The organism is Streptomyces sp. CLCI03, from assembly GCF_053615355.1.
Map to the genome: position 1 here is coordinate 7,463,144 of NZ_CM132132.1, position 23,534 is coordinate 7,486,677.

The window sequence follows — 23,534 nt, forward strand, 5'->3', positions numbered from 1 at the left end:
GGCTCAGGACGAGAGCGGGTTCGCCCCCGGCGGGACGGTCTCCTCGGGAGCGACGGGTCCGGGCGCGGTGCCGTCGCCGAAGGGGCGGCCGCCCAGCGCCGCCCGGTCGTGCGGTGCGAGCCGGCCCGACAGGTCCGGCCCGGCGGGCACGATGCCGGTCGGGTCGATGTCGTCGTGGACCAGATAGTAGTGACGCTTGATGTGGTCGAAGTCCACGGTGTCGCCGAAGCCGGGGGTCTGGAACAGGTCGCGCGCGTAGGCCCACAGCACCGGCATCTCCGACAGCTTCTGCCGGTTGCACTTGAAGTGGCCGTGGTACACGGCGTCGAAGCGCACGAGGGTGGTGAACAACCGTACGTCCGCCTCGGTGATGGTGCCGCCGACCAGGTAACGGGACGCCCCGAGCCGCTCCGTGAGCCGGTCGAGGCGGGCGAAGAGCTGGTCGTACGCCGCGGCGTAGGACTCCTGGGACCCGGCGAACCCCGCACGGTGGACGCCGTTGTTCACCTCCTGGTAGACGGTCTCGTTCACGGCGTCGATCTCCGCCCGCAGCTCGGGCGGGTAGAGCGCCGGGGCCCCCTCGCGGTGGTACGCCGCCCACTCCAGCGACATGTCGATCGTGAGCCGCGCGAAGTCGTTGGTCACCACCTCGCCGGTCGGCACGTCGACGACGGCCGGAACGGTGATGCCCCGGTCGTAGTGGGGGTCACGGGCGAGGTAGGCCTCCTGGAGCCGCTCGATGCCGAGCACGGGGTCGCGGCCCCCGGGATCGAGGTCGAACCGCCGGCTCCGCTCGTCGTGCGTCGGCCCCGCCACCGCCATCGGGAGCGCCTTCTCCAGCCCGAGGAGCCGGCGCACGATGACGGCCCGGCTCGCCCAGGGGCACGCCCTGCTGACCACCAGCCGGTAGCGGCCCGGCTCGACGGCGAAGCCCTCGCGTCCGTCGGCGGTGATCCGGGTGGTGAGGTACCGGCTGTCGCGCGCGTGGGCGGCGCCCCGCTTCACGTAGCTCACGTCAGACCCCTGCCTTCGCTGTGCGTCGATGGCGCGGTTCGGCTCGACCGTGCCGATGCGGACACGGAAGGTGACGACGGGCATGCCCTTCGGGGGAGCGCCCACCCGCCACCTCGCCCGCCACGCCCCCGCCCGGCCCGGCGGGTCAGAGTTCGGGAAGGAAGGGGAGGTAGTCCGAGTGGGGGCCGGAGGGGATCACCGCGTAGCTGCTCTCGGGGAGCTCGTTCCAGACGCCCGGCAGGTCCCCGAGCGGCTCGGAGACCACGAGGCGGGTCTCGTCCGAGACCTCCTTGAGGTAGGGCAGCTCAGGATGGAGGTGGCGGACGGTTTCGGCCCTGCTGCTGTAGTACAGCGTCCGGGACTTCCCCTGGCTGGAGTAGCGGAAGGCCCACACGCGCTCGCCGTCACTCACCGCGACCGTCATCTGGAGCGGCTCGGGCACGCCGTGCTCCTTGCCGAGGCGCTCCACCAGCCCCGCCATCCTGGCCACGGCGCCCGGGGGGTCCTGGTCGAGACCGAACGTGACCGCCAGGTAGAACATCACCTCGGAGTCCGTGGACCCCTCGATGCAGGGGAAGAGCGCCGGATCGACGGCCATGCAGAGGTCGCGCTGCAGCCGGTGGAAGTCCGCGATCGCGCCGTTGTGCATCCACAGCCAGCGGCCGTGGCGGAACGGGTGGCAGTTGGACTGCTGGATCGCCGACCCCGTCGAGGCCCGGACGTGCGCGAAGAACAGCGGCGAGCGGACGTGCGCGGCGAGTTCCTGCAGGTTGCGGCTGTTCCAGGCCGGGCCGACGTCGCGGAAGACGGCCGGTGTGCCATCGCCGTCGGCGCTGTACCAGCCGATGCCGAAACCGTCGCCGTTCGTCGGTTCCGCGCCCATCCGGGAGCGGAGGCTCTGATTGATCAGCGAGTGCTCCGGGCGGTAGAGCACGGTGTCGAGGAGCATGGGCGAACCCGAGTAGGCGAGCCACCGACACATGCGCACCATCCCCTTCGCGACCTGCTTCGAGCCTAACCCCACCGATGTCACGGTTCCCGCGGGACAGGCCGGCCGAGCAGGGGGCGGGTCAGGAGAACAGCCAGCGCGTCTGGCTGTACCCGCCCTTGCCGAAACCGAAGGCCGTGCTCGGGCGCACGGCGAAGACCACCGCTTCGCCCGCGTCGGGATTCACGAACACCCCGTCGCCGATGTCGAAGTGCCACTCGGCGCCGTATTTCGCCTCCCAGGCGGCGGCGAGCCGGCGCAGCCGCGCGGGGTCCGTGACCCGGGCCGCCACACCCTCGACGACCAGGTCGAATCCCTCGTGGAGGGTGTTGGTGCCGGTGGTCAGGACGACGTGCGCGTTGCCGCGGAGGTTCTTGGCCTTGCGTTCCTCGGGCCCGGTGCAGAAGTGCAGGGCGCCGTCCGCCCAGACGCCGATCAGCGGGGTGACGTGCGGGCGGGCGTCGGGGCGTACGGTCGTCAGCCAGTACAGCTCCGCCGCGGCCAGCCGGGTGACGGCCTCCCGCCAGGGCACGGCCTCGGCCCGCTCCTCGCTGTAGCGCGCGTCCAGCTCGGCGCGGGGTTCCTCGTCGGCCATGGGCTGTCCTCCTGCCGCGGCTCCCGCCGCGGCTCCCGCTCCGGCTGCGGTCTCCTGCGGCGGTCGCTCACCAGCCTGTCCCGCGCGGCCCCGGCCGTCCAGCGGGGCCGCAGCGCCCGTGTCGTCCCCGCGACGTCCCGCGGGGACGACACGGCCGGCCGTCAGTGACCGAAGTCGAACCAGTTGACGTTCACGAAGTCGGCCGGCTGGCCGCTGGCGAAGGTCAGGTACACGTCGTGGGTGCCCGTGACCGCCGTGATGTTCGCCGGCACCGTACGCCAGCTCTGCCAGCCGCCGGTGGAGGCGACCGAGAAGCTGCCGACCGGAGCCGAGGCGGGGTTGTCGAGCCGGACCTCGACCAGGCCGCTGACCCCGCCGGCCGCACCGCAGGCCACCCGTCCGTAGAACTGCCGGGCCGGGGTGGAACCGAAGTCGACGCCCCGGAAGACCGCCCAGTCACCGTTGCCGATCGCCGCGAGGTTCTGACCGCCGCCGCTGTCGGTGGTGTTCTCCTTGGACAGGCCCGACTGGTCGTCGTAGGACTCGGCCTGGATCGCCGTGTACGCGTCGCGCCCGCCGGGCGGCGTGGTCGGCGGGGTGGTGGGTGGTGTCGTCGGAGGAGTGGTGGGCGGGGTGGTGGGAGGTGTGGTGGGAGGCGTGGTGCCGCCGGTCGACCGCAGGACGGACACGTAGTCGACGACCATCGCATGCCCGGGCTGCGTGCCCGCGTCCGGGCCGCCGCCGAAGGCGTCCGGGAAACCGCCGCCCATGGCCACGTTCAGGATGATGAAGTAGCCGTGGTTCGTGGCGTTGGTCCAGGTCGTCGCGTCGACCTGATCGGCCCTCACCGTATGGAAGTTGAACTCGTCGACGTAGAAGCGCATCTCCTCGACGGCGGTCGAGCGGTCCCACTCGACGGCGTACGTGTGGAAGCCGGCCTGGCAGGTGGCGCCGGGGCAGGCGCGTTGGCCGCCGATCCCGGAGGTCTCGTTGCAGGGGCCGCCCGGGGTCGTGCCGCAATGCAGGGTGGCCCAGACGTTGTTGAGGCCCTGGACGTTCTCCAGGATGTCGATCTCGCCGATGCCCGGCCAGTTCCACCAGTTGCCGCGGTACGGAGCGCCGAGCATCCAGAAGGCGGGCCAGTAGCCCTTGGCGGCCGGGCCCGTCACGTTCGGCATCTGGATGCGGGCCTCCGACCGGAGCTTGCCGCCCGCCGGGGGCTCGAAGTCGGCCCGCCGGGTCTCGATGCGGCCGGACGTCCAGTTGCCGGCGGCGTCCCGGCGCGGGGTGATGCGCAGGTTGCCCGTGCCGTCGAGGGAGACGTTGGCGGGGTCGGCGGTCATCGTCTCGATCTCGCCGGTACCGAAGTTGGCGGGTCCACCGGGGTAGGAGGTGCCGGTGGTGTAGAGCCAGTCGGCGGTGTTCACCCCGGATCCCGCGGCTCCGTCGAACTCGTCCAGGAACACTCGGGACCAGCCGGTCGGTGCGGGAGGAGCCGCGGCGCTCGCGGGCAGGATCACGGCCGCGGCGATGGCCGCGACGACGGTGATCGTGCCCAGCGCGGCCGAGACGGCCCGCCGGACCGTCGGCCGCTTCCCGCCGGATATCTCGTGCATGGATGCCCTCTCTCAAGCGCGCCGAGGCGCGGTGCGGGGGGGAAGGGTCAGCGGATCGGCGCGCTTGAGAGCGCTCTCAGAGCGGCGCCGCTGGACACTGTCCTCCGCGCCCTCACGGGCAGTCAAGAGATTGAACCGGCAAAGCGCTTTCAGGCGGCGGGAGTTCAAGCAGTGAACGCGGCGCCCCGCGGGGCGCCGCCTCGAACGTCGACCGGGGCCCGTACCGCCGCCGCCGATGGACGGACGGCGGCGGCGGGGCGCTCACCCGTACGGACCAACTCGCCGTACGTCATGCCGGCGGACCGAGTACCTCCTCGGCGCCGGGCAGGTCATGGACGGAGGCCGCCGTCCCGGTCAACGGCAGCAGACCGGACAACGGGCACGGCACGGGCATCTCGTGGTCGACCTCCCACTGCCCGACCGTGTTCCCGCCCGCGTGGTCCATGGTGCAGACGGCGTACAGGTTCCCGGCACAGCCCCGGCACAGCAGCGGCCGGTGGCCGGTCACCACGGCCGGTCCGAAGTGCCGCGCGGGAAGCGCTCTTGTAGCGTCGGTCGCGACAGGACTCCCGGTGTTCCCACCGGAGTCCGCCGGCCGGTTCGCTCACGCGGAACACGTCCCGTCAGCGCTCCGAGCCACCCGCGTGCCGCCCGCGCCGGAGCCGAGCCGGTCCGCCCCTCGTGAAGCGACCGGGCGCACGCGCAGCCCCCGTGAGAGAGGCCGTGCCGATGTCGAAGGATGTCCCGATAGCGAGCCTGCTGCGTGTGGAGCGGGGCGTCGCCGCCCCTGAGGAACTGGCCGCGATCGCGGTCGTCGTCGCGTGTTACGCCGGGCGTACCGCCGGCGGCGACGAGGCCGCGGCCGCCGGGCCCGGCCGCCGGCGTACCGCCGTACCGGCCGCCGGCTGCTGGGCAGGTTGCTGGGCCTGCCGCTGAACCCCTTCCGCCGGCCGCACGCACGGCCGGCGGAAGCGGGGGCGAGGTTCTCACGCCCGGCGCAGCACCGTCGAGAGGACCTCGCGCAGCGTCGCCGCGGCATCGGTCACGGCTTCCTCCGAGCGCCAGGCCACGAACCCGTCCGGCCGTACGAGCACGGCGCCCCGGGGGCTCATCGCGTGGACCTCGGCCCAGTCGGAGCGCCCCTCTTGGACCAGGTCGGCATCCGGCCCGGAGCCGATGGTGTAGGTGTCCAGCCGCAGCGACAGTTGCTCGGCCACCCGCCGCGCGGCCCCCTGCCACGGCGTCCCCGCACCGCTGAGCAGCACGAAGGAACGCTCGTAGAGGTCCAGCGTGGAGATCCGTTCACCCGCCCGGGTCACCCACATGTGGGGGGCCCGGGTCCCGGTGTCGCCGACCAGGCGCAGGTTCTCCGGGATGACGGGCCGTCCGGGCTCGCCGCCGACGAGCGCACCCTGCGGGTAGCAGTAGCCCATGGCGGTGGTCAGGACCCCGCTGCCCGGCCCGCCGCCCATCGTGGGCGGGGGCGCGTACCCCGGGTGGCTGTGTTCGGCCGAACGGGCCGACGCCCGCTCACTGGTGGCCCTGGCCACGGGCAGCCGCTCGGCCTCGTAGGTGTCGAGCAGGCCGAGGCCGGCCGAGCCGTCCAGTACCGCGGCGATCTTCCACGCCAGGTTGTGCGCGTCCTGGATGCCCGTGTTCGAGCCGAACGCCCCCGTGGGGGACATCTCGTGGGCCGCGTCCCCGGCCAGGAACACCCGACCGGACGAATACCGCTGCGCCACCCGTTCGGCCGCGTGCCACGGCGCCTTGCCGCCGATCTCCACGTCCAGGTCGGGCACGCCGATCGCGTCGCGGATCTGATCCACGCAGCGCTCGTCGGTGAAGTCCTCCAGGGTCTCGCCCTGCTCCGGGTGCCACGGGGCGTGGAAGACCCACTGCGTCTTGTTGTCCACCGGCAGCAGTGCCCCGTCCGCCCCCGGGCGGATCAGGTAGCAGACGATGAAGCGCAGGTCGCCCAGCACCTCGACGAGCTTCTCCGAGCGGAAGGTGACGCTCACGTTGTGGAACAGCTCGCCATTACCCGTCTGGGGGATCCGCAGCTGCTCCCTGACGGGACTGCGCGGCCCGTCCGCGGCGATCAGGAAGTCGGCGCGCACGGTGATGTGCTCGCCCGTCTCCCGGTCCTTCACCACGGCGTTCACCCCTGTGGCGTCCTGGTCGAAGCTCATCAGCTCGGTGGCGAACCGCACGTCCGCGCCCAGCTCACGGCTCTGTTCGGCCAGCACCGGCTCGATGTTGTTCTGGCTGCACAGACACCAGCCGGTCGGACTGAACCGGGCCAGCGCCCCGGCCGGATCGATCGACTTGACCAGCCAGTTGTGGTCGCCGTCGATCAGCGACCGGGCCTGCAGAATGCCCTGATTTCCCTCCAGTACGGACGCCGCCCGGCGGATCGCGCGCTCCGCCCCTGCCGTGCGGAACAGCTCCATCGTCCGGGCGTTGATGCCACGGCCCCGCGGGTGTGCGGAGGTGCCGGAGTGCTTCTCGACCAGCAGGTGCCTCACTCCGTGGCGGCTCAGGAAAAGCGAGGTGGACAGGCCCACGAGGGAGCCGCCCACGACGAGAACCGGTACGCGAACATCGGCGTTGTCTTCCATCAGCTGCGGGCTCCTGTTTTCTGTGTGGGGGAGTGGAGTCTTTATGCCCCCGATCCGCGATGAGGCCCAGTTGATTCGCCGGTTGTCACCCGCTTGATCCGGACATGTAGCGGTACGTCCCCACCCGGACGACGATGAGCGACAGCGGCTCCCCCTGAGACGCGCCGGCCTGCCGTTCCCCACCGAGGCGGCCGCCGGCCCGGGCGGACGCCACCGGTGACGGACGAGGGGTCCGTACGCGATGGATCTCCACCCCCTCATGAAGGAGTGAGTAGATGACAACCACCCTGTCCGAACGGGTGTCGCAGTCAGCCTTCGACGGCTCCATGCTCCGGGTCGTCCTGCTGATGGATCTCCACGAGGGGACCCAGCAGCAGTTCTTCGAGGCGTACGAAAAGCTCCGCGACGACATCGCGTCGGTTCCGGGCCACATCAGCGATCAGCTGTGCCAGTCCTTCGAGAATCCCTCCCAATGGCTCATCACCAGTGAGTGGGAGAGCGCCCCGCAGTACCTCGCATGGGTCAACAGCGAGTACCACGCCGAACAGGTGAAGCCGCTCGGCGCGTGCGCCCGCGCGATGCGCCCGCTCAAGTTCACAGTCCTGCGCGAGACCGGCCGCGGCTACGGCCAGGCGGACCGCCCGGCCACGGCGCGCCTGCAGCAGACCCCCCGCCTGGGCGCCGGCATCGTGCGCCACGCCCTCACCTTCACGGTCAAGCCGGGCAGCGAGAAGGAGGTCGCCTCGATCCTCTCCAGCTACGCCTCGCCGGAGGCCCGGGTCGACGACCACACCCGGCTCTGCCGGACCTCGCTGTTCATGTACGGCAACCGCGTCGTGCGCACGGTGGAGGTCCAGGGCGACCTGATGGCCGCCCTGCGCCACGTCTCCGAGCAGCCCGGGGTCCGGGCGGCGGAAGAGGCACTCAACCCGTACCTGGAGAAGGACCGGAACCTGAACGATCCGGAGTCCGCACGCATGTTCTTCATGCGCGCCGCGCTCCCGGCGGTCCACCACATCGCCGCACCCGAGCCCGAGTCCGCCGAGGTGCAGCGGCACGCGCTCTTCTACCCGGCCAAGCCCGGCTGCGGCGCCGCGCTCGCCAAGTTCCTGGCCCGGCAGGACGAGGAGGCCGCACGGAACCCGGGCAGCCCCGTTCGGAGCAGCAGCATCTTCCAGCGTGACGACATCGTCGTCCGGCTCATCGATGTGCGCGGCCCGTTCGACGCCGAGCCCGACACCACCTTCGGCGTATCGGGACCGCGCAAGGCGGCGGTGCTCGACCGGCTGACGGCCCGCGCCGGCAGGCGGGTCCGCGCCACGGGCCACACCATGAACCTGATCACGGACCGCAGGGCACCCGCGGACTCCTGATCCTCCCCGGTCCGTCCGGCGCGTCCGGCCCGGTAGGCATGCCGGCCCGTCCGGTCGGTCAGGTCGATCCGGTCCACCCAGGGGCCCGTGCCACCCACTCGCCCCACCCCCGACACCCACCCATCCGCACCCAGGCTCTCCCCACACGCAGGAGGAACCCGCCATGACCCAACAGCGCCCACGCATCGTGGACCTCAGCGAGACGCCCCCCAACCGCCGGCGAGGCGGAGACCTGCGGGCGGTGCTCACCCCGACCTCCGTGGGTTCCACGAGCGGCTTCATGGGCCTGGCGATCATGGCCCCCGGTGAGTCGATCGCCGAGCACTACCACCCGTACTCCGAGGAGTTCGTGTACGTCGTCAGCGGCCGCCTTGAGGTCGACCTCGACGGCGAGGCCCATCCGCTGCGCACCGACCAGGGACTCCTGGTTCCGCTGAACGTGCGCCACCGCTTCCGCAACGTCGGGGACACCGAGGCGCGCATGGTCTTCCACCTCGGCCCGCTGGCCCCGCGCCCCGAGCTCGGCCACGTGGACACCGAGCAGGCACCGCACCCGGAGGGCACCGCGTGGGAGCAGCCCCCGGACCGTACGGGAGCGGTCTCGTGACCCGCCGGCGGGTGGCCGTCACCGGAGTCGGTGTCGTCGCGCCCGGCGGGATCGGCGTCCGCGACTTCTGGGACCTGCTCTCCAACGGCCGCACGGCGACCCGTGGGATCAGCCTCTTCGACCCGGCCGGGTTCCGCTCCCGGATAGCCGCCGAGGTCGACTTCGACCCCGCCGCGCACGGCCTCGAACCGGGCGAGGCGGACCGGGCGGACCGCTACATCCAGTTCGCCCTCGTCGCCGCCCGGGAGGCGGTCAAGGACGCGGGACTCGACCTCACCACGGACGAGGCCTGGCGGACCGGAGTCTCCCTCGGCACGGCCGTCGGCGGCACCACCCGGCTGGAGCACGACTACGTGGCCGTCAGCCAGTCCGGCTCCTGGTGGGACGTGGACCACAAGCGGGCCGGCCCCTTCCTGCACCGGGCGTTCACCCCCGCCACCCTCGCCTCCGCCGTCGCGGAGCAGACGGGGGCGCGGGGCCCGGTCCAGACGGTCTCCACCGGCTGCACCTCGGGGCTCGACGCCATCGGCTACGCCGTGCACTCCATCGCGGAGGGCCGGATGGACGTCTGCATCGCGGGCGCCTCCGACTCACCCATATCGCCCATCACGGTGGCCTGTTTCGACGCCATCAAGGCGACCTCGCCGAACAACGACGACCCGGCCCACGCCTCCCGGCCGTTCGACGCCGACCGGGACGGGTTCGTCCTCGGCGAGGGCGGTGCCGTCCTCGTACTCGAAGAGCTCGAACACGCCCGTGCCCGCGGTGCGACCGTCTACTGCGAGATCGGCGGCTACGCCACCTTCGGCAACGCCCACCACATGACCGGGCTGACCGCCGAGGGCCTGGAGATGGCCCGCGCCATCGAAACCGCCCTCGCCCAGGCCGGCGTCGCCGCCGACGAGATCGACTACGTCAATGCGCACGGCTCCGGCACCAAGCAGAACGACCGCCACGAGACCGCGGCGGTCAAGCGGGTCCTGGGCGACCACGCCTACAAGACGCCGATGACCTCCATCAAATCCATGGTGGGGCATTCCCTCGGCGCGATCGGTGCCATCGAACTCGCGGCCTGCGTCCTCGCGATGACCCACCAGGTGGTACCGCCGACCGCGAACTACGAGACGCCCGACCCCGAGTGCGACCTGGACTACGTGCCCAAGGTCGCCCGCGGCCGGAAGCTGCGCAGCGTGCTCTCGGTGGGCAGCGGCTTCGGCGGATTCCAGTCCGCCGTGGTCATGACCCGGCCGAAGGAGGAGGTCTCGTGACCAGCCGTACGGTCATCACGGGCATCGGTGTCGTCGCGCCCAACGGCGTGGGCGCCGAAGCCTTCTGGAAGGCGACCCAGTCCGGCCTCAGCGTGCTGGACCGGGTCACCCGGGCGGGCTGCGAACACCTGCCGCTGCGCGTCGCGGGCGAGGTCCGGGGCTTCGACCCCGGCGCCCTGGTCGAGGACCGCTTCCTCGTCCAGACCGACCGCTTCACCCACCACGCGCTCGCCGCGGCGGACCTCGCCCTGGAGGACGCCCGGCTCGGCCGGGCCGACTACGAGGGCGACCCCTTCTCCGTGGGTGTCGTCACCGCCGCCGGATCCGGCGGCGGCGAGTTCGGTCAGCGCGAACTGCAGCACCTGTGGGAACAGGGGCCGCGCTTCGTGGGCCCGTACCAGTCGATCGCCTGGTTCTACGCGGCGAGCACCGGCCAGATCTCCATCCGGCGCGGGCTGAAGGGCCCTTGCGGGGTCGTGGCCAGCGACGAGGCGGGCGGCCTGGACGCCTTCGCGCACGCCGTCCGAGGGATCCGCCAAGGCAGCCGGGCCATGCTGGTCGGGGCGACGGAGGCACCGCTCGCGCCGTACTCCATCGTCTGCCAGCTGGAGTACGAGGGGCTGAGCACCCAGGACGATCCCGAGCGCGCCTACCGGCCGTTCACCGACAAGGCCTGCGGGTTCGTCCCCGCCGAGGGCGGCGCGATGTTCGTCGTCGAGGACGGGACGGAGGCCAGGCGCCGCGGCGCCACCGTACGGGCCGTCGTGGCCGGCCACGGCGCGACCTTCACCGGCACCCGACGACGGGACACGTCCGGCGAGGGACTGGCCCACGCCATCCGCGGCGCCCTCCGGGAAGCCGGCTGCGCGCCCGAGGAGATCGACGTGGTCTTCGCCGACGCCATCGGGACCCCGGAGGCCGACGCGGCCGAGGCCGCCGCCATCGCCGCCGCCCTCGGCGCGCACGGGCGGAAGGTGCCGGTCACGGCGCCCAAGTCCGGTACCGGCAGGGCGTACTGCGCGGCTCCCGCCCTCGACACCGCGGCCGCGGTGCTGGCCCTGGAGCACGGCATCGTGCCGCCGACGCCGAACGTCTACGACGTGTGTCACGACCTCGACGTGGTGACGGGCAGCGCCCGCACCGCGGAGCTGCGCACCGCGCTGGTGCTCAGCCGCGGCCGGATGGGGTCGAACTCCGCGCTCGTCGTCCGCAAGGACTCGTAGGAAGAAGGGAGAACAAGATGTCCGACCGGCTGACCCTGGAGGAACTGGCGGCCCTCATGAAGAAGGCCGGCATCACCGTCGATCCCACCGAGCTGGCGAGCCGGCCGCACTCCGCCTTCGACGAGTACGGCCTCGACTCACTGGGCCTGCTCGGGATCGTCGGCGAACTGGAGAACCGGCGGGGGCGGGCCCTGCCCACCCACGCCGACCGCTGCAAGACCCCCGGGGAATTCCTCGACCTCGTCAACCACAGTCTGATGACCGGAGCCTGACATGGCAGGACACACCGAGAACGAGATCACCGTCAACGCGCCCGTGGACGTCGTCTGGGAGATGACCAACGATCTCCCCAGCTGGCCGCACCTGTTCAGCGAGTACGCCTCCCTCGAAATCCTTGAGGAACAGGGCGACACCACCCGCTTCCGCCTGACCATGCACCCCGACGAGAACGGCAAGGTGTGGAGTTGGGTCTCGGAGCGGACCGTCGACCGCAAGGGCCTCACGGTTCGTGCCCGGCGGGTGGAGACCGGCCCGTTCGCGCACATGGACATCCACTGGCAGTACTTCAAGGTGCCCGGCGGCACCCGGATGAAGTGGACCCAGGACTTCGCGATGAAGCCGGACGCCCCCGTCGACGACGCGTGGATGACGGACAACATCAACCGGAACTCCCCGATCCAGATGGCCCTGATCCGGGACAAGATCGAGAAGCGTCAGCGTGAGGGCCGCGCCCCCGCCGTCAGCCGGGTCTGAGACGAAAGGCACGCACGGATGAACCAGCCGCACCGCGCTCTCATCGTCGCCCGGATGGCGCCGGGATCGGCGCCGGACATCGCCGAGCTCTTCGCGGGCTCGGACGCGGGTGAACTCCCGCACCTGGTAGGGGTCACGCGCCGCAGCCTGTTCCAGTTCGGCGACGTCTACCTGCACCTGATCGAGTCGGACCGGCCGCCCGGCCCGGCCATCGCGAAGGTCACCGAGCACCCGGAGTTCCGGGACCTCAGCGACCGGCTGACCGCCTACATCAGCCCGCACAACCCGGACACCTGGCGCAGTCCGAAGGACGCCATGGCCCACGAGTTCTACCGCTGGGAGAACCCCGGCGCGAAGTGACCCGCGGCCCGGACGGGACCCGCACACCGAAGTGTGCGGGTCCCGCCGCGCGTGGCCCCGCGTCGGGCCGATCGCGGCGGAGAGCAGGAGAAGACGGCATGAACCCGACCGACATCGACCACTTCCCGACGGACCCGGGCCGTCCGCACGACGGCGAGCCCGCCCGTACCTCCCTGCAGGTGCTCGTCCTGTCCGGTTCCTCCCGCACCGGATCGGTCAACGCCCGCCTCGGCTCCCTCGTCGCCTCGCTGGTGTCCCGGGCCGGCGCCACCGTACGGACCGCCACGCTCGCCGACTTCCCGATGCCCCCGTACGACGGCGACGCGGAGGCCGACGAGGGACTGCCCGAAGGGGCCCTCGCCATGTGCGCGCGGATCGAGGCCGCCCAGGCGTTGATCATCGCCTCGCCCGAGTACAACGCCTCCGTGCCCGGCGTGCTCAAGAACGCCATCGACTGGGTCTCGCGCTACCGTCCGCAGCCCTTCAAGGACAAGCAGACCCTGCTGGTGTCGGCCTCGCCCTCGATGGTCGGAGGCAACCGCGGGCTCTGGGCCCTGCGCGTACCGCTCGAACACCTCGGGGCGCGCGTCTACCCGGACATGTTCAGCCTGGCCGGCGCGCACCAGGCGTTCACCGAGGACGGAGCCCTCAGCGACCCGGGCCTCGGCGAGCGCCTCACCACGACGATCGGCTCCTTCCTCGACCTCGTCGAGGCCGACACCCGTTACCTGTGCCTGCAGCGCCGCTGGTACGAGTTCCTGGGCGACCGCACCGACGCTCCCGTCACCTCACGCGCCCAGGACTGATCATCATCGGCCACAGGGGGTGAGCTATGTTGGAGCGCGAGTGACATGAGTTAGGGAGGCCCTCGAGTGTCATCGGGGCAGCAGGCACGCGCACAAGCGGCTGCGATCACACCAGGGGGTCAGTCGTCCGAAGAGGTTCGTCCTCCGGCCGACCGGCTCCTCGCGCTCTTCGACGGACGCCGCCTGTCACCGGGCCAGCGTCGCATCGCCCAATACCTGATCGACCACCTCACCGAGGCGGCGTTCCTCTCGATCACCGAACTGGCCGAGCGGGTGGGCGTGAGCCAGCCCTCCGTGACCCGCTTCGCGGCCTCCCTCGGCTTCAGCGGCTACCCCGCCCTGCGTGACGTGCTGCAGCCGATCGCGCTCAGCGCCATCGCCGGCGCCCCGGACACCCGCGCACAGATCCGCCGCAACGAGCTGCAGGAAGCCGTCGACGCCGAGATCGAGAACCTGGAGAACGTGCGCAGGCTGCTCGCCGACACCGACCAGGTCCTGGACATCGGCCGCGAGCTGGCCGCCTCGGTGCCGCTGACCATCCTGGGCCTGCGCATCTCGGTCTCGCTCGCGGAGTACTTCGCGTACGCGGCCCGGCGCATCCACCCCGACGTACGCCTGGTGACCCGCGGCGGCAGCGTCGCCTTCGACGCGTTGCTGCAGTCCAGGGCGGCCGGCGGGACCTGGGTGCTGGCCTTCGCCATGCCGCGGCACGCCAAGGAGACCCTGGCCGCCATCCGCGCCGCCCGCAGTACGGGGCTGCGTGTGGTGCTGATCACGGACCCCACGCTGGGACCGCTGGTGGACGAGGCCGACGTGGCCCTGATCGCGGGGACCGGATCCCGGCTGGTTTTCGACTCGTACGCGGCGCCCGGCATGCTGTCCGCGGCCCTGTTGCAGGCCATGGCGGACGCGGACCCGGAGCGGACCCAGGCGCGGCTGGAGAGCTACGAGCACGTGGCCGACCAGCACGGCTTCTTCCTGTAGCCCCTCGCGGCCTGGTTCACCAGGCGATATTCAGCCCTCGAAGTGCATGAAATTTTTCATACTCTTGCTTACTCGACGGTATATATGTTTACTGACGACGGCGCTCCGGATCCACCAGATGCCAAGGAGGACCCCCATGTCCTCCCGAACGTACGCGCGGAACGACGAACCTCCTCAGGTCGCGACCGCGTGTCGGGTCCAGGCTTTCGGATCCCCGCAGAGCGCCCATGGCGGCCTCGGTCAACCCCTGGGCCGAGGCCGCCCCCCAAGAACGTCTCGATCAGAGTTCGACACCACTCGGAAGTGACGAGAATGCCTCAGACGGCCACGTTTACCCTCAGCCCTGACTGGCCCATGCAGGTCAAGGCACCCGGTACGCACGACTGGGAGCGCACGGCCACACGGTGGCTGCGGGATCTGCTCCCGGCCCGCTACGGCGGCTACCTGACGCTCACCCGCCACCACGCCCTCCTGGCCCGGCACGTCCAGCTCCAGCTGCAGCACGAGATGCGCGCGGTGCGGGCGGCCCTGCAGACCAGCCGCGCCGAGCTCCCGACCATGGGCATCGCCGAGTCGGTCATCGAGAACTCGATCCGGATGTACGCCGTCGAGCTGGAGCAGCTGGGCCGGCTCGCCCGCGGCGCACGCCTCGTGTCCGACGCGCTCCTCGTCGGCACCCCCGCGCAGCGCCGGCGCTGACCCCGCCGGCGCTGACCTTCCTCAGGGCCTCTGCGTCGGCTGCCAGGAGCGGAGTCTGGCGGCCACGTCGAAGACGGTGGCGCGCAGCATGCGGATGTCGGTGATGAGGTCGCGCCACTGCTCGTAGGTGGCGTCCACCGTCTCGCCGGAGGCCTCGATGTACGCGACCGCGACCCCGTAGGCGAAGTACTCGTTGGAGTCGGGAAGCGGTCGGAGCAGCACGATCGCGTCGAGCAGGGCGGCGGCACGCCAGTAGGCGTCGGGGTCGTCCACTTCCAGGCTCGGCGTGTTCACCCGGTGCCGGGCCACGGCGGCGACCAGGGCGGAGTGGTCGGCCACCGCCACGTCCTTGAACAGGGCCTCCTGCCGCTCCAGCAGCCAGCGGTGATCGATGTGCAGTTCCACGCCTTCGAGTATCCCCGCCCGGGGCCCGGCCGTGGGGCTTTTCCGGTCGGGCGGGGACACGCGAGGGACTACGGCTTGGGCAGCGTGCAGCCGGGGCGGTTCAGGTCGATCTTGTTGCCGGGGGCTATGCAGGGGACGACGATGTACGTCTGCTGCGCGTAGTTGATGCCCTGGCGGACCGTCACGTTGCCGTTCTGGTCGACCTCGCACGGGTTGTTCACCGTGCAGCGGGCGCCGTCCTCGTTGCCCGTGTTGTTGACGGCGACGACCTTGCCGGTCGCCGTGTCGACGACCGGTGACCCGGAGGTGCCGCCGATGGTGTTGCAGGCGGAGGTGTAGCGGACCGAGTCCTTCCAGGTCCAGTCACCCTCCTTGAGGCGGTAGGCGAAGCCGTCCACGTTGCAGCCGTAGATGCGCTTCCAGTAGCCGGAGACCACCTTGATGGCCGACCCCTGGGTCGGGCGGGCGCCGTCGAGGGTCAGCGCGCTGATGCCGTACTGGCTCTGGATCTGGGCGTAGGTTCGGGTCAGCTGGTAGATCGAGATGTCGGTGTCGGTCATGGTCGCGTACGCGACCTTGCTCGCGCGGAGCGTACCGACCTTCGATCCGGCCGAGTTGAGCAGCGAGAACGAGCGGCTGGACGGGCGGTCCTTGACGACCTCGCCGGCCGCCGGGAAGCCCGACTCCAGACAGTGTCCGTTCGACAGGACCAGCGCGAGGTCGTTCGGCCCGGAGCCGGGCGCGCGGACGACGGACCCGGAACAGTTGCTGAGGGCCACGGTGCCCGCGAAGTCGACCGCCGCGGCGGTGGCCACGGGGGCGGTGGGCGGGGTGTCCGTGGGTGCGGTGGGCGCGGCCACGGCGGGGCCGACCGCCGCTCCCAGCAGGAGCAGGGAGAGTAAGGCACCGGTGAGAGGCTTGTTCATGTGGGGGTTCCCCTCTGAGGACAATGCGACCGAAGATCCTCCGGTTGTCATGCGCATTGTTGGTACACCGGCTTCAACTCGCAAGACCGCATGGCCAGTTGACGACGGTGCCGCAAGAGGGGTCCCGGACCGCACCGAAGGCGTCGATAACGGACCGTGCACAGGTGTTCCGCACCGGTGGCTCCGCCTCCTACGGTCGGGGCAGCACAGTTCCGGACCAGGAGGCAACGTGAAGCGCGAGATCGACATCGACCAGCTGGTGACGGCGATGAAGGCGGTCGACGAGGCGGGGCGGCTCTTCGAGGAGGCCCACGCCGTGTACGAGGCGCGCGGCCTCAAGAGGATCAGCGACGACTTCAAAGTGGCGGGCGGCTCGGTCCAGACCCTGCAGGGCGCGGAGGAGATGGCCCTCGGGGCCCGCAAGTACCTCGCCGAACTCGCGCTGATCGCCGGCTACGCCGCCGCCGACCTCGAGGAGCGCGCGGGAGAGAGACCGGAGACAGCCCGCGCCGGCTTCCCGGGCCTGAGCGGCGGCGGCGCCCGCATGGGCCGCCCGCTGCTCGACCCGACCCTGGAAGGACTGCGGTTGCTGCTGGCCGTCGACTTCTTCGAGCCCGCCTTCAAGGCGGAGATCGAGGAAGTCCTGCAGGCGGAGAAGGCCACCTACCCCGACCCCTCCACGCTCCGCATCCCCAAGCGCGCCGACCGCGCCGCCACGGTCGGACGCACCCCCTGACCCCTCCTGGGGTGCCGGGCCGGGCCGACGGGGCGAGGCTGGAGGTATGCACCACGCACCGGTCGTCGTACACCGCATCCACCCGTCGGGGGGCCGCCAGGTGACCCTGCGGACCGCGAACGGAGAGGAGTCCCTGGGCCTGGCCCGCTCCGACGACGACGTGATCGAGTTCCTGCGCCGAGCCGGCATGCCCGACCCCGACGACGTGGTCCTCGGCGGCGCCGATCTGCTGGACTGGCAGGGGGACACCCCTCACGTGTACGAGGCCGACCCGCCGACCGCCGACCTTCCCTAGCGGCGTCCTGCCGATCGGGCTCGCGATGGTCGGCGCCGGGTCCCGTCAGCCGTGGTGCACGGCCTCCAGGACGGCCAGATCCGCCTCGGACAGGCGCAGCGCCCCGGCGGCCACGTTCGCGTCCAGGTGGTCGGGGTCGCCCGTGCCGGGAATGGCCAGAACGTGCGGTCCCCGCCCGAGCGTCCAGGCCAGCCGTACCTGCGCCGGACTCGCGCCGTGCGCTCGGGCGACGGCCCGCACCTCCTCGTGCTCGGCGCCGCTCGCGCCGGCCTGCCGTCCGGTGCCGGCGATGGAGTAGAAGGGGACGAACGCGATGCCCTGTTCGCCGCAGGCGCGCACGAACCCGTCGTGCTCGGGCCGCACCCCGATCCCGTACATGTTCTGCACGCAGACCACCGGCGCGATCGCCCGTGCCTCGGCGAGGTGCTCGGGGGTGACGTTGGAGATGCCGAGATGGCGGATGAGGCCCGCGTCACGGAGCTCGGCCAGCGCGCCGAAACGCTCCGCGATGGAGTCGGTCCCCACGATTCGCAGGTTCACCACGTCGAGGTGGTCGCGGCCGAGCTGGCGCAGATTCTCCTCGACCTGTCCGCGCAGCAGCTCCGGGGTGGCGTGTTCGAGCCAGGTCCCGGACGGTCCCCGGCCCGGTCCGACTTTGGTGGTGATCACCAGGTCCTCCGGATAGGGAGCCAGCGCCGCGTTGATCAGCTCGTTGGCGGAGCGCAGCGGCGAGAAGTAGAACGCGGCGGTGTCGATGTGGTTCACGCCGAGCTCGACCGCCCGACGGAGCACGGCGATCGCCTGGCCGCGGTCCCGGGGTGCGGCGTCGTGCGCGAACGCTTCGCCGGTCTGGGGTAGGCGCATCGCGCCGAAGCCGATGCGGTTGATCTTCAGGTCGCCGAGGTTCCAGGTGCCCGCCGCGTCCGCGGTCTTCGTCCGTGAGGTCATGATCGGATGATCGGCACCCGATAGGCTGCCAGGCCATTGATTAAGGCATGACCGAATCCTCGGGGTGGACGTGCGGGACGTGCGGGCGGAACTGGCGTTCTCCGTGAGCGATCTCGCCCAGATGCGGTTCGCCGTCTCACCGATGTGGGAGGTCGGGCCCAGCTACCGGCTGCTGGCCTCCGGGGCCACGCCCCACGTGCACCGGCCCTGGACCGACCAGGTGGGGCCGCGGCTGGCGGCCACCGGCCTCGACCGGGGCTGGCTGGCCGAATTGATCCCGCCCTCGGGTTACGTACCGGACTTCCTGAACCCGGCGCCCACCGGCCCCGCGCCCTCCCTGGCGGAGGAACTGGCCCGGGTCCGGGCCACCCCCACCGGCCGGGTCCGCCAGGACCTCGACCGCCTGCGACAGGAACAGGGCCGCCTCGGCCCGCGCGCACGCACCCTGTACGCCGACCCCCGGGCCCGCCTGGTCCGGGTCGCCGAGGAGATCGAGACCTACTGGGAGTTGGCCCTGGCGCCCTACTGGGCGCGGATCCGCGCGGTGCTCGACGCCGACGTCTTCCACCGGGCCCGGCAGGCCGCCGAGCACGGCGCCGGCCGCCTCTTGGGCGACCTGCACCCCTCGGTGAGCTGGGGCGACGACGCGCTCCGGCTGTCCCGCCGGCACCGGCCCCTGTCCCGCGGGACGGCGGGGGAGGGGCTGCTGCTGATCCCCTCGGTCTTCACCGGCCCGGTGCCGTTCACCCGCGTGACGCCCCCGGAACCACCGCAACTGGCCTATCCGGCGCGCGGTACCGGCGCCCTGTGGGAACCCCGACCCGCCGGCCGGGCCGAGGCCCTGGCGGCCGTACTCGGTCGTTCCCGGACCCGGCTCCTGACCGAGCTGGAAAGTCCTGCCTCCACCACCGAACTGGCCCGCCGTACGGGGCTCTCGGCCGCCGCGGTGTCCCAGTACCTCACCGCGCTGCGCGCGGCCGGCCTGGTCAGCTCCCACCGGGCCGGCCGCTCCGTGCTCTACGCCCGTACCGCCGTCGCCGAGTCCTTGCTGGTCGCCACGGCCTGAACTCCGGTCGTGGAGCGGGGACGATCGCGGGGAGCGGCGACGTGAGCGGCGGGCCTCGGCGGGGTCACGCCGCCCCGTCCTTGAGGGAGCGGCCGAACTGCTCGTCCAGGACGGACAGTCGCCGCCAGTACTCCTCCTCGTCGATCTCCCCGGCGGCGAAGCGCCGGCCCAGGATCGCGATCGGCGAGCGTTCCCCGTACGCGGCCGCCGCCCCGCGGCGCCCGCGCCCGGCGGTGCGGCGCAGCACGGTGACGACACCCACGACGACCGCCGCCCAGATCAGCGGAACGAACAGGATCCACGGGCCGGGCCCGTCGTAGGCGAGGGTGGTGAAGGCATCCATCTCGGTTCATCTCCTCAAGAGCTCGGATGTTTCGTCTCACCCCGAGACTCCTCGGAAAGGGCCTGTCGGTCGTCGTACGGCCGGCTGCACCCCGGCTACTTCCACGGGAGTACCCCAGCTGCGGCCGGTCGGAGGTCCCGGCCGGGCGCGCAGGTACGGGCGCGCCGGTACGGGTGGGACAGGTGGGACGGGTGGGGCAGGGTGGTGCGATGCGCACATTCCACGCAATCCCCCGTTCCCCGGACGCCGCCACGCACGCTCGGTAGCGTCTGGATCACAAGCCGTCCGGTGTCACCGGCAATCGATCACCGGGCGGAGTCCGTAGCAGGCAAGGGAGCAATACCGATGGCGAACGTTGAGGTCTCCTTGAAGGAGACGATGACCTCGATCGAGGGTGCGATGGGAGCCGCGCTGGTGGACTACACCAGCGGTATGGCGCTGGGGACCCTCGGCGGCGGCAAGGAGCTCGACCTCACGGTCGCCGCCGCCGGCAACACGGATGTGATCCGGGCGAAGGTCCGCACGATGGAGATGCTGGGCCTGAAGGACGAGATCGAGGACGTCCTGATCACCCTCGGCGGCCAGTACCACCTCATCCGGCTCCTCAAGGGCCGGGGGCACGGCGGCCTCTTCCTGTATCTCGTCCTGGACAAGGGCCAGTCCAACCTGGCCATGGCCCGCCACCAGCTCAAGCGGATCGAGGCCGCCCTGGAGCTCTGAACCCGGCATTTTCGCGCCCACGCATGCCCATGAGTTGAAGAATTCTTCAATCCGGCACATCTGAAACAGGTAATCGCCGGGCGTGCGTGGGCTCGTCCGTATGAATGTATGGGTGGCCGGCCGACCGGAAGCCCCGCGCCCCCCAAGCAAGGTTTGAAGCAACAGCAGGAGCACTCATGGGAATGCAGGTACCCCTCTACCAGGCGAAAGCCGAGTTCTTCCGCATGCTCGGACACCCCGTCCGCATCCGCGTGTTGGAACTCCTGCAGAACGGCCCCGTACCCGTACGCGACCTCCTGGCCGCGATCGATGTCGAGGCGTCGAACCTCTCCCAGCAGTTGGCGGTCCTGCGCCGGTCCGGCATCGTCGTGTCCATCCGGGACGGAGCGACCGTCAGCTACGCCCTCGCCGGCGGCGACGTGGCCGACCTCCTGCGCGCGGCGCGCCGCATCCTGACCGAGCTCCTCACGGGCCAGAGCGAACTCCTGGCCGAACTGCAGCAACTGGGACCGCAGACGGACCGCACGGACAAGGTCGCCGGCCGCTGAGCATCCGTCGCGCCGTACTCGGTCGCGAGGGGGATCGTGGACGATGATCGGGTGTTGGTCACGGTGGAAGAAGTACGACAGGGCCCGTCGACGCCCACGACGGTTCGTGTCCGCTCGGCGGTGGGGACCGCAGTGGTGCTCTGGCAAGGTGCCCTCGGGGCGGCGGGCGAAGAGCACCACGTCGAGTGGACCGTCGATGAGGACATCGTCTGGGGGACCAACGCGGGTCCGGCGGATTCCGCCGGACCCGCGTTGTCGCAGGACGGCGACCACATCGTCTTCCAGGGACGGTTGAACCTGACCGAGGACGGCGCGGCGTTCCTGGAGCTGGGCGCGACATCCGTCCTGTTCGACGTCGCAGAGCCCGCGCTGCCGGATGACGCCGACGGGTCGTGGATCGAGGTCCGCGCAGACCGGAGCGGTGTCAGCGTCTGGCCCTACCGCCTCTGAGGGGCGAGCGACGGGCCGGTCGCACCGGCGCCGCGTGTTCGGTGTCGCGTCAGGTCGTGATGGTGGTGACGGCCTCGACCCCGTAGGTGCGGGCGTAGCCGTTCTCCGTACCGACCAGGAGATCGACGACCGTGAAGTAGCGGTCCCAGAACGGGGTCTCGCGCAGCGTGTCGATGAGGAGCCCGGTCTTCACGAAGGAGGAGTTCGACAGGAAGGAGGACTCGGCCTTCGACCGGGCACGGAACGTCCTGCGGGACTGAGACCTGTCCCACACCAGGCCGTGTCACGGGGCTTTGTGTCAGCCGTCCTGCGCCTCCTGCTCGGCCTGATCCTCGGCATGGCTGCAGGGTAGGGCTACGGGGCGGCAGACCTTGTGGTGGGCGAACTCGCCACGAACGCGGACCAGTCGGAGTCCTGGATCCGATCAAGCCGTACCTGAACACCCGGTTCACCAAGAGTCGGCCTCCTGCTGACCCAGTGGATCCGCCAGGTGCGTCCGGATCCTCACTCAGGGTCGGTAGAGGTCAGGCGACCGCGGTGGTTCGAAATCTTGCGGGCTTCCCCGCTCACGGCGTCGTCCGGATCCGATGCCAACGCTGAGCACAGTGCCGCGAGCCGTTCCCCGTCCTCGGCGGACTGGCCGCAGACATTGAGGATCGCAGCATGAAGGTGATCGCCGGTGTCGTCATTCGCGCGGGCGAGCGCGGCCAGCACCATGCACAGACCCAGCACGTCCCAGCGTCCGAGCAGAGCCTCCGCCGTCTCTTGAGTGACAAAGGTGTCGCGACCATCCAGCAACAGTCGGCGCAAGACCTCAGCCACTTCGGGAGTTTCCGCGACGGCGGCCAGACGCCGGCCTGCGGCCGCTCTCACAGACCATGACGCCGAAGTAGACCCCTGAAGGTACGGGGTCAGCTCGTCATCCCTCTCGAAACGGGTCATGGTTCTCACTCTGGCATACCCCCTTTCGCCCGCCCTTTCGGCCCTCAGTCATGCGTGGCCGGATGTGAGAGTGCTGGTCGCCGGCCGGGACTGGTGACCGTGGACGGGAAGACCTCCGGTCAAGGAGTGCGACCGGGTCGAAGCGCGGTTACGTAACTGATCGCCCTTGTCAGGGACGTTGCAGCGGATCCCGCGGCGGCGTAGGTGGGCGCGGTTCCTACGGGAACTCCGATTCGGGGCACGCGGGGCTCGGTGAAGGTGTCGTCGGTGGTTCCTTCTGCAGGTCGTAGCCCTGTTCGCGGGCCCCGGTCGCACGCTGAGGGGCGTGGCAGATCGTGGACCCGGCTCCACGGTCCCTACTCGACGGATACGTCACGCCACGGAACACCGGCCGGACCCGGAACCGCGAGACCTAGATCCTTCCCCGCACGAACCGCGTGCGGTGCCCGAGCACCCTGCTCAGCTCCGCAACGAACTCCGGCAGCAGCGCGGGCCCGTTCCGGAATTCGAACCCCAGGTATGCGAAGGCGAGCCCGTCTCCGGGCCACTCCCATGCGGCCAGCGGCACCGCCCGGCCGCAGGCCGGACACGGCACGTCGGCACAGCCGGTGTCCCACCATTCGTCCATGGCCGGCGAGAACACCTCACGGTGCCCCTCCCCGAATGCCACCGCGCAGTACGGACAGATGGGTGCTCCGCCGTGTTGCGGCGAGAAGAACACCGTGCGCCCGGTGACAACGGTCAGCCCATCGCTCCCGCTCGCCTCCCGGAACCCGGTCGCCTGCTCCCACCGCGGCCCAGGCGCGTGGTCCGGCAGCCCCACGATGGCCTCGCGCACCAGCCATGCCGCCACCCGCTCCCCGTGGGCGACGGCGTCCTCGGCGGTCGCGTCCAGGTCAACGATCGTCTGAAAAGAGGTGCTCACCTCCGAACGGTAGGCGGCCCGCTCGACTCTGCACAGCCCGTACCTGCAGATCCGTACCGCGCATTCCTACGGATCATCCGAAGGGGGGCGACCGCTTGTCTTCGGCGACGACGTCTCACAGCCAAGGGAGTTGCTCAGGGTCGAACGCCGCGCCGGCCGAGAAGACGAAGGGCCTCGCCGTGCCCAGTCCGAAATCGACCAGATCGACTCAGCATCCGAGTGCAGGCCGGTGCCGGTGGGCATGCCGAAGCCGAGACCGGACACGACGTGATCACCTCACCCGCGTCCGTCGGGGCGGACGCTTACGGCCCGGTGCGGCCTGACAC

The 23,534-nt window shown here is 71.1% G+C and carries 29 protein-coding genes and 1 pseudogene; 17 read left to right on the forward strand and 13 right to left on the reverse strand.

What is annotated here, in order from left to right; translation table 11 throughout:
• Positions 1-3: 3 nt before the first annotated feature.
• The 5 genes from ACWG52_RS34345 to ACWG52_RS34365 all read right to left on the reverse strand — a co-directional run bounded on the left by ACWG52_RS34345 (position 4) and on the right by ACWG52_RS34365 (position 4,724).
• On the reverse strand, positions 4-1,014 hold the full coding sequence (locus ACWG52_RS34345; RefSeq protein WP_390136373.1) for a glutathione S-transferase family protein: 1,011 nt from the start codon (positions 1,012-1,014) through the stop codon (positions 4-6).
• Positions 1,015-1,159: 145 nt separating this feature from the next.
• Positions 1,160-1,996: a class II glutamine amidotransferase gene (locus tag ACWG52_RS34350; protein ID WP_389812927.1), complete on the reverse strand. Its 837-nt coding sequence runs from the start codon at positions 1,994-1,996 to the stop codon at positions 1,160-1,162.
• 88 nt (positions 1,997-2,084) lie between these two features.
• Complete coding sequence (locus ACWG52_RS34355; RefSeq protein ID WP_389812929.1) at positions 2,085-2,597, reverse strand: pyridoxamine 5'-phosphate oxidase family protein; 513 nt, start codon at positions 2,595-2,597, stop codon at positions 2,085-2,087.
• Positions 2,598-2,758: 161 nt separating this feature from the next.
• The gene (locus tag ACWG52_RS34360) at positions 2,759-4,213 is read right to left on the reverse strand and encodes a glycoside hydrolase family 16 protein (RefSeq protein WP_453126870.1); all 1,455 of its coding nucleotides are present in this window, start codon (positions 4,211-4,213) and stop codon (positions 2,759-2,761) included.
• Positions 4,214-4,502: 289 nt separating this feature from the next.
• Positions 4,503-4,724 carry a hypothetical protein gene (locus ACWG52_RS34365; protein WP_389812935.1) on the reverse strand — a complete coding sequence of 74 codons (222 nt, stop codon included), beginning with the start codon at positions 4,722-4,724 and terminating at the stop codon, positions 4,503-4,505.
• Positions 4,725-4,942: 218 nt separating this feature from the next.
• Between ACWG52_RS34365 and ACWG52_RS34370 the strand changes: the two genes are divergently transcribed.
• Positions 4,943-5,149, forward strand: coding sequence for an acyl-CoA carboxylase epsilon subunit (locus ACWG52_RS34370; protein ID WP_389812938.1), 207 nt, complete (start codon positions 4,943-4,945; stop codon positions 5,147-5,149).
• A gap of 50 nt (positions 5,150-5,199) precedes the next feature.
• On the opposite strand, the gene ACWG52_RS34375 is transcribed toward ACWG52_RS34370, so the two are convergent.
• Positions 5,200-6,831: an FAD-dependent oxidoreductase gene (locus ACWG52_RS34375; protein WP_389812940.1), complete on the reverse strand. Its 1,632-nt coding sequence runs from the start codon at positions 6,829-6,831 to the stop codon at positions 5,200-5,202.
• 275 nt (positions 6,832-7,106) lie between these two features.
• Here ACWG52_RS34375 and ACWG52_RS34380 point away from each other — a divergent pair, with 275 nt between their 5' ends.
• The 10 genes from ACWG52_RS34380 to ACWG52_RS34425 all read left to right on the forward strand — a co-directional run bounded on the left by ACWG52_RS34380 (position 7,107) and on the right by ACWG52_RS34425 (position 14,904).
• The gene (locus tag ACWG52_RS34380; protein WP_389812943.1) at positions 7,107-8,204 is read left to right on the forward strand and encodes a SchA/CurD-like domain-containing protein; all 1,098 of its coding nucleotides are present in this window, start codon (positions 7,107-7,109) and stop codon (positions 8,202-8,204) included.
• Positions 8,205-8,367: 163 nt separating this feature from the next.
• Complete coding sequence (locus ACWG52_RS34385) at positions 8,368-8,811, forward strand: cupin domain-containing protein (RefSeq protein WP_161293001.1); 444 nt, start codon at positions 8,368-8,370, stop codon at positions 8,809-8,811.
• On the forward strand, positions 8,808-10,079 hold the full coding sequence (locus tag ACWG52_RS34390) for a beta-ketoacyl-[acyl-carrier-protein] synthase family protein (protein ID WP_033225798.1): 1,272 nt from the start codon (positions 8,808-8,810) through the stop codon (positions 10,077-10,079). The genes ACWG52_RS34385 and ACWG52_RS34390 overlap by 4 nt, the downstream gene beginning before the upstream one ends.
• Positions 10,076-11,302, forward strand: coding sequence for a beta-ketoacyl synthase N-terminal-like domain-containing protein (locus ACWG52_RS34395; protein WP_389812946.1), 1,227 nt, complete (start codon positions 10,076-10,078; stop codon positions 11,300-11,302). Before ACWG52_RS34390 ends, ACWG52_RS34395 begins: the two co-directional genes overlap by 4 nt.
• Before the next feature lie 17 nt (positions 11,303-11,319).
• Positions 11,320-11,574 carry an acyl carrier protein gene (locus ACWG52_RS34400; RefSeq protein WP_030725715.1) on the forward strand — a complete coding sequence of 85 codons (255 nt, stop codon included), beginning with the start codon at positions 11,320-11,322 and terminating at the stop codon, positions 11,572-11,574.
• A 1-nt stretch (position 11,575) separates the two neighbouring features.
• Complete coding sequence (locus tag ACWG52_RS34405) at positions 11,576-12,055, forward strand: SRPBCC family protein (RefSeq protein WP_030725712.1); 480 nt, start codon at positions 11,576-11,578, stop codon at positions 12,053-12,055.
• An 18-nt stretch (positions 12,056-12,073) separates the two neighbouring features.
• A complete protein-coding gene (locus ACWG52_RS34410; protein WP_030725709.1) occupies positions 12,074-12,415 on the forward strand; it encodes a TcmI family type II polyketide cyclase in 342 nt (113 codons plus the stop codon).
• A gap of 98 nt (positions 12,416-12,513) precedes the next feature.
• Positions 12,514-13,221, forward strand: a complete 708-nt coding sequence (locus ACWG52_RS34415; protein WP_389812950.1) for an NADPH-dependent FMN reductase — start codon at positions 12,514-12,516, stop codon at positions 13,219-13,221.
• Between the two features lie 66 nt (positions 13,222-13,287).
• Entirely contained in the window at positions 13,288-14,205 is a 918-nt protein-coding gene (locus ACWG52_RS34420) for a MurR/RpiR family transcriptional regulator (protein ID WP_389812953.1), read from the forward strand.
• Positions 14,206-14,517: 312 nt separating this feature from the next.
• Positions 14,518-14,904 carry a hypothetical protein gene (locus ACWG52_RS34425; protein ID WP_030725700.1) on the forward strand — a complete coding sequence of 129 codons (387 nt, stop codon included), beginning with the start codon at positions 14,518-14,520 and terminating at the stop codon, positions 14,902-14,904.
• 21 nt (positions 14,905-14,925) lie between these two features.
• Here the strand turns inward: ACWG52_RS34425 and ACWG52_RS34430 are convergent, their stop codons facing one another.
• Together ACWG52_RS34430 and ACWG52_RS34435 are read right to left on the reverse strand one after the other, a co-directional pair.
• Positions 14,926-15,309, reverse strand: coding sequence for a toxin Doc (locus tag ACWG52_RS34430; protein ID WP_389812957.1), 384 nt, complete (start codon positions 15,307-15,309; stop codon positions 14,926-14,928).
• A 68-nt stretch (positions 15,310-15,377) separates the two neighbouring features.
• On the reverse strand, positions 15,378-16,235 hold the full coding sequence (locus ACWG52_RS34435) for a S1 family peptidase (protein WP_390136379.1): 858 nt from the start codon (positions 16,233-16,235) through the stop codon (positions 15,378-15,380).
• 229 nt (positions 16,236-16,464) lie between these two features.
• On the opposite strand from ACWG52_RS34435, the gene ACWG52_RS34440 reads away from it, so the two are divergent.
• Positions 16,465-16,971, forward strand: a complete 507-nt coding sequence (locus ACWG52_RS34440) for a hypothetical protein (RefSeq protein WP_266355224.1) — start codon at positions 16,465-16,467, stop codon at positions 16,969-16,971.
• Positions 16,972-17,017: 46 nt separating this feature from the next.
• Positions 17,018-17,266 carry a hypothetical protein gene (locus tag ACWG52_RS34445; protein ID WP_389812964.1) on the forward strand — a complete coding sequence of 83 codons (249 nt, stop codon included), beginning with the start codon at positions 17,018-17,020 and terminating at the stop codon, positions 17,264-17,266.
• A 45-nt stretch (positions 17,267-17,311) separates the two neighbouring features.
• Here the strand turns inward: ACWG52_RS34445 and ACWG52_RS34450 are convergent, their stop codons facing one another.
• Positions 17,312-18,214, reverse strand: a complete 903-nt coding sequence (locus tag ACWG52_RS34450; RefSeq protein WP_389812966.1) for an oxidoreductase — start codon at positions 18,212-18,214, stop codon at positions 17,312-17,314.
• Positions 18,215-18,335: 121 nt separating this feature from the next.
• Between ACWG52_RS34450 and ACWG52_RS34455 the strand changes: the two genes are divergently transcribed.
• Positions 18,336-19,280 carry an ArsR/SmtB family transcription factor gene (locus tag ACWG52_RS34455; protein ID WP_389813222.1) on the forward strand — a complete coding sequence of 315 codons (945 nt, stop codon included), beginning with the start codon at positions 18,336-18,338 and terminating at the stop codon, positions 19,278-19,280.
• A 64-nt stretch (positions 19,281-19,344) separates the two neighbouring features.
• Here ACWG52_RS34455 and ACWG52_RS34460 read toward each other — a convergent pair whose 3' ends face one another.
• Complete coding sequence (locus ACWG52_RS34460; protein WP_389812969.1) at positions 19,345-19,623, reverse strand: SHOCT domain-containing protein; 279 nt, start codon at positions 19,621-19,623, stop codon at positions 19,345-19,347.
• A 345-nt stretch (positions 19,624-19,968) separates the two neighbouring features.
• Here ACWG52_RS34460 and ACWG52_RS34465 point away from each other — a divergent pair, with 345 nt between their 5' ends.
• From ACWG52_RS34465 to ACWG52_RS34475, 3 genes are all read left to right on the forward strand, one after another.
• Positions 19,969-20,343 carry a hypothetical protein gene (locus ACWG52_RS34465; RefSeq protein WP_030725676.1) on the forward strand — a complete coding sequence of 125 codons (375 nt, stop codon included), beginning with the start codon at positions 19,969-19,971 and terminating at the stop codon, positions 20,341-20,343.
• A gap of 182 nt (positions 20,344-20,525) precedes the next feature.
• Complete coding sequence (locus ACWG52_RS34470) at positions 20,526-20,891, forward strand: ArsR/SmtB family transcription factor (protein WP_030758679.1); 366 nt, start codon at positions 20,526-20,528, stop codon at positions 20,889-20,891.
• 135 nt (positions 20,892-21,026) lie between these two features.
• Entirely contained in the window at positions 21,027-21,341 is a 315-nt protein-coding gene (locus ACWG52_RS34475) for a hypothetical protein (protein ID WP_389812973.1), read from the forward strand.
• Between the two features lie 49 nt (positions 21,342-21,390).
• Here ACWG52_RS34475 and ACWG52_RS34480 read toward each other — a convergent pair.
• The 3 genes and pseudogenes from ACWG52_RS34480 to ACWG52_RS34490 form a co-directional block, all read right to left on the reverse strand.
• A pseudogene (locus ACWG52_RS34480) lies at positions 21,391-21,522 on the reverse strand (darcynin family protein); the annotation flags it as partial.
• Positions 21,523-21,845: 323 nt separating this feature from the next.
• Complete coding sequence (locus ACWG52_RS34485; RefSeq protein WP_453126878.1) at positions 21,846-22,283, reverse strand: HEAT repeat domain-containing protein; 438 nt, start codon at positions 22,281-22,283, stop codon at positions 21,846-21,848.
• A gap of 412 nt (positions 22,284-22,695) precedes the next feature.
• Positions 22,696-23,208, reverse strand: coding sequence for a hypothetical protein (locus ACWG52_RS34490; protein ID WP_389812978.1), 513 nt, complete (start codon positions 23,206-23,208; stop codon positions 22,696-22,698).
• Positions 23,209-23,534: the final 326 nt, after the last annotated feature.

Excerpts from the sequence above, each read along its gene's own strand:
- ACWG52_RS34445 (WP_389812964.1), top strand. The coding sequence starts at position 17,018 with ATGCACCACGCACCGGTCGTCGTACACCGCATCCACCCGTCGGGGGGC.
- ACWG52_RS34385 (WP_161293001.1), top strand. The coding sequence starts at position 8,368 with ATGACCCAACAGCGCCCACGCATCGTGGACCTCAGCGAGACGCCCCCC.
- ACWG52_RS34455 (WP_389813222.1), top strand. The coding sequence starts at position 18,336 with ATGCGGTTCGCCGTCTCACCGATGTGGGAGGTCGGGCCCAGCTACCGG.
- ACWG52_RS34450 (WP_389812966.1), bottom strand. The coding sequence starts at position 18,214 with ATGACCTCACGGACGAAGACCGCGGACGCGGCGGGCACCTGGAACCTC.
- ACWG52_RS34465 (WP_030725676.1), top strand. The coding sequence starts at position 19,969 with ATGGCGAACGTTGAGGTCTCCTTGAAGGAGACGATGACCTCGATCGAG.
- ACWG52_RS34375 (WP_389812940.1), bottom strand. The coding sequence starts at position 6,831 with ATGGAAGACAACGCCGATGTTCGCGTACCGGTTCTCGTCGTGGGCGGC.
- ACWG52_RS34360 (WP_453126870.1), bottom strand. The coding sequence starts at position 4,213 with ATGCACGAGATATCCGGCGGGAAGCGGCCGACGGTCCGGCGGGCCGTC.
- ACWG52_RS34485 (WP_453126878.1), bottom strand. The coding sequence starts at position 22,283 with ATGACCCGTTTCGAGAGGGATGACGAGCTGACCCCGTACCTTCAGGGG.
- ACWG52_RS34370 (WP_389812938.1), top strand. The coding sequence starts at position 4,943 with ATGTCGAAGGATGTCCCGATAGCGAGCCTGCTGCGTGTGGAGCGGGGC.
- ACWG52_RS34380 (WP_389812943.1), top strand. The coding sequence starts at position 7,107 with ATGACAACCACCCTGTCCGAACGGGTGTCGCAGTCAGCCTTCGACGGC.
- ACWG52_RS34355 (WP_389812929.1), bottom strand. The coding sequence starts at position 2,597 with ATGGCCGACGAGGAACCCCGCGCCGAGCTGGACGCGCGCTACAGCGAG.
- ACWG52_RS34400 (WP_030725715.1), top strand. The coding sequence starts at position 11,320 with ATGTCCGACCGGCTGACCCTGGAGGAACTGGCGGCCCTCATGAAGAAG.
- ACWG52_RS34460 (WP_389812969.1), bottom strand. The coding sequence starts at position 19,623 with ATGGATGCCTTCACCACCCTCGCCTACGACGGGCCCGGCCCGTGGATC.
- ACWG52_RS34470 (WP_030758679.1), top strand. The coding sequence starts at position 20,526 with ATGCAGGTACCCCTCTACCAGGCGAAAGCCGAGTTCTTCCGCATGCTC.
- ACWG52_RS34425 (WP_030725700.1), top strand. The coding sequence starts at position 14,518 with ATGCCTCAGACGGCCACGTTTACCCTCAGCCCTGACTGGCCCATGCAG.
- ACWG52_RS34350 (WP_389812927.1), bottom strand. The coding sequence starts at position 1,996 with ATGTGTCGGTGGCTCGCCTACTCGGGTTCGCCCATGCTCCTCGACACC.
- ACWG52_RS34435 (WP_390136379.1), bottom strand. The coding sequence starts at position 16,235 with ATGAACAAGCCTCTCACCGGTGCCTTACTCTCCCTGCTCCTGCTGGGA.
- ACWG52_RS34415 (WP_389812950.1), top strand. The coding sequence starts at position 12,514 with ATGAACCCGACCGACATCGACCACTTCCCGACGGACCCGGGCCGTCCG.
- ACWG52_RS34405 (WP_030725712.1), top strand. The coding sequence starts at position 11,576 with ATGGCAGGACACACCGAGAACGAGATCACCGTCAACGCGCCCGTGGAC.
- ACWG52_RS34410 (WP_030725709.1), top strand. The coding sequence starts at position 12,074 with ATGAACCAGCCGCACCGCGCTCTCATCGTCGCCCGGATGGCGCCGGGA.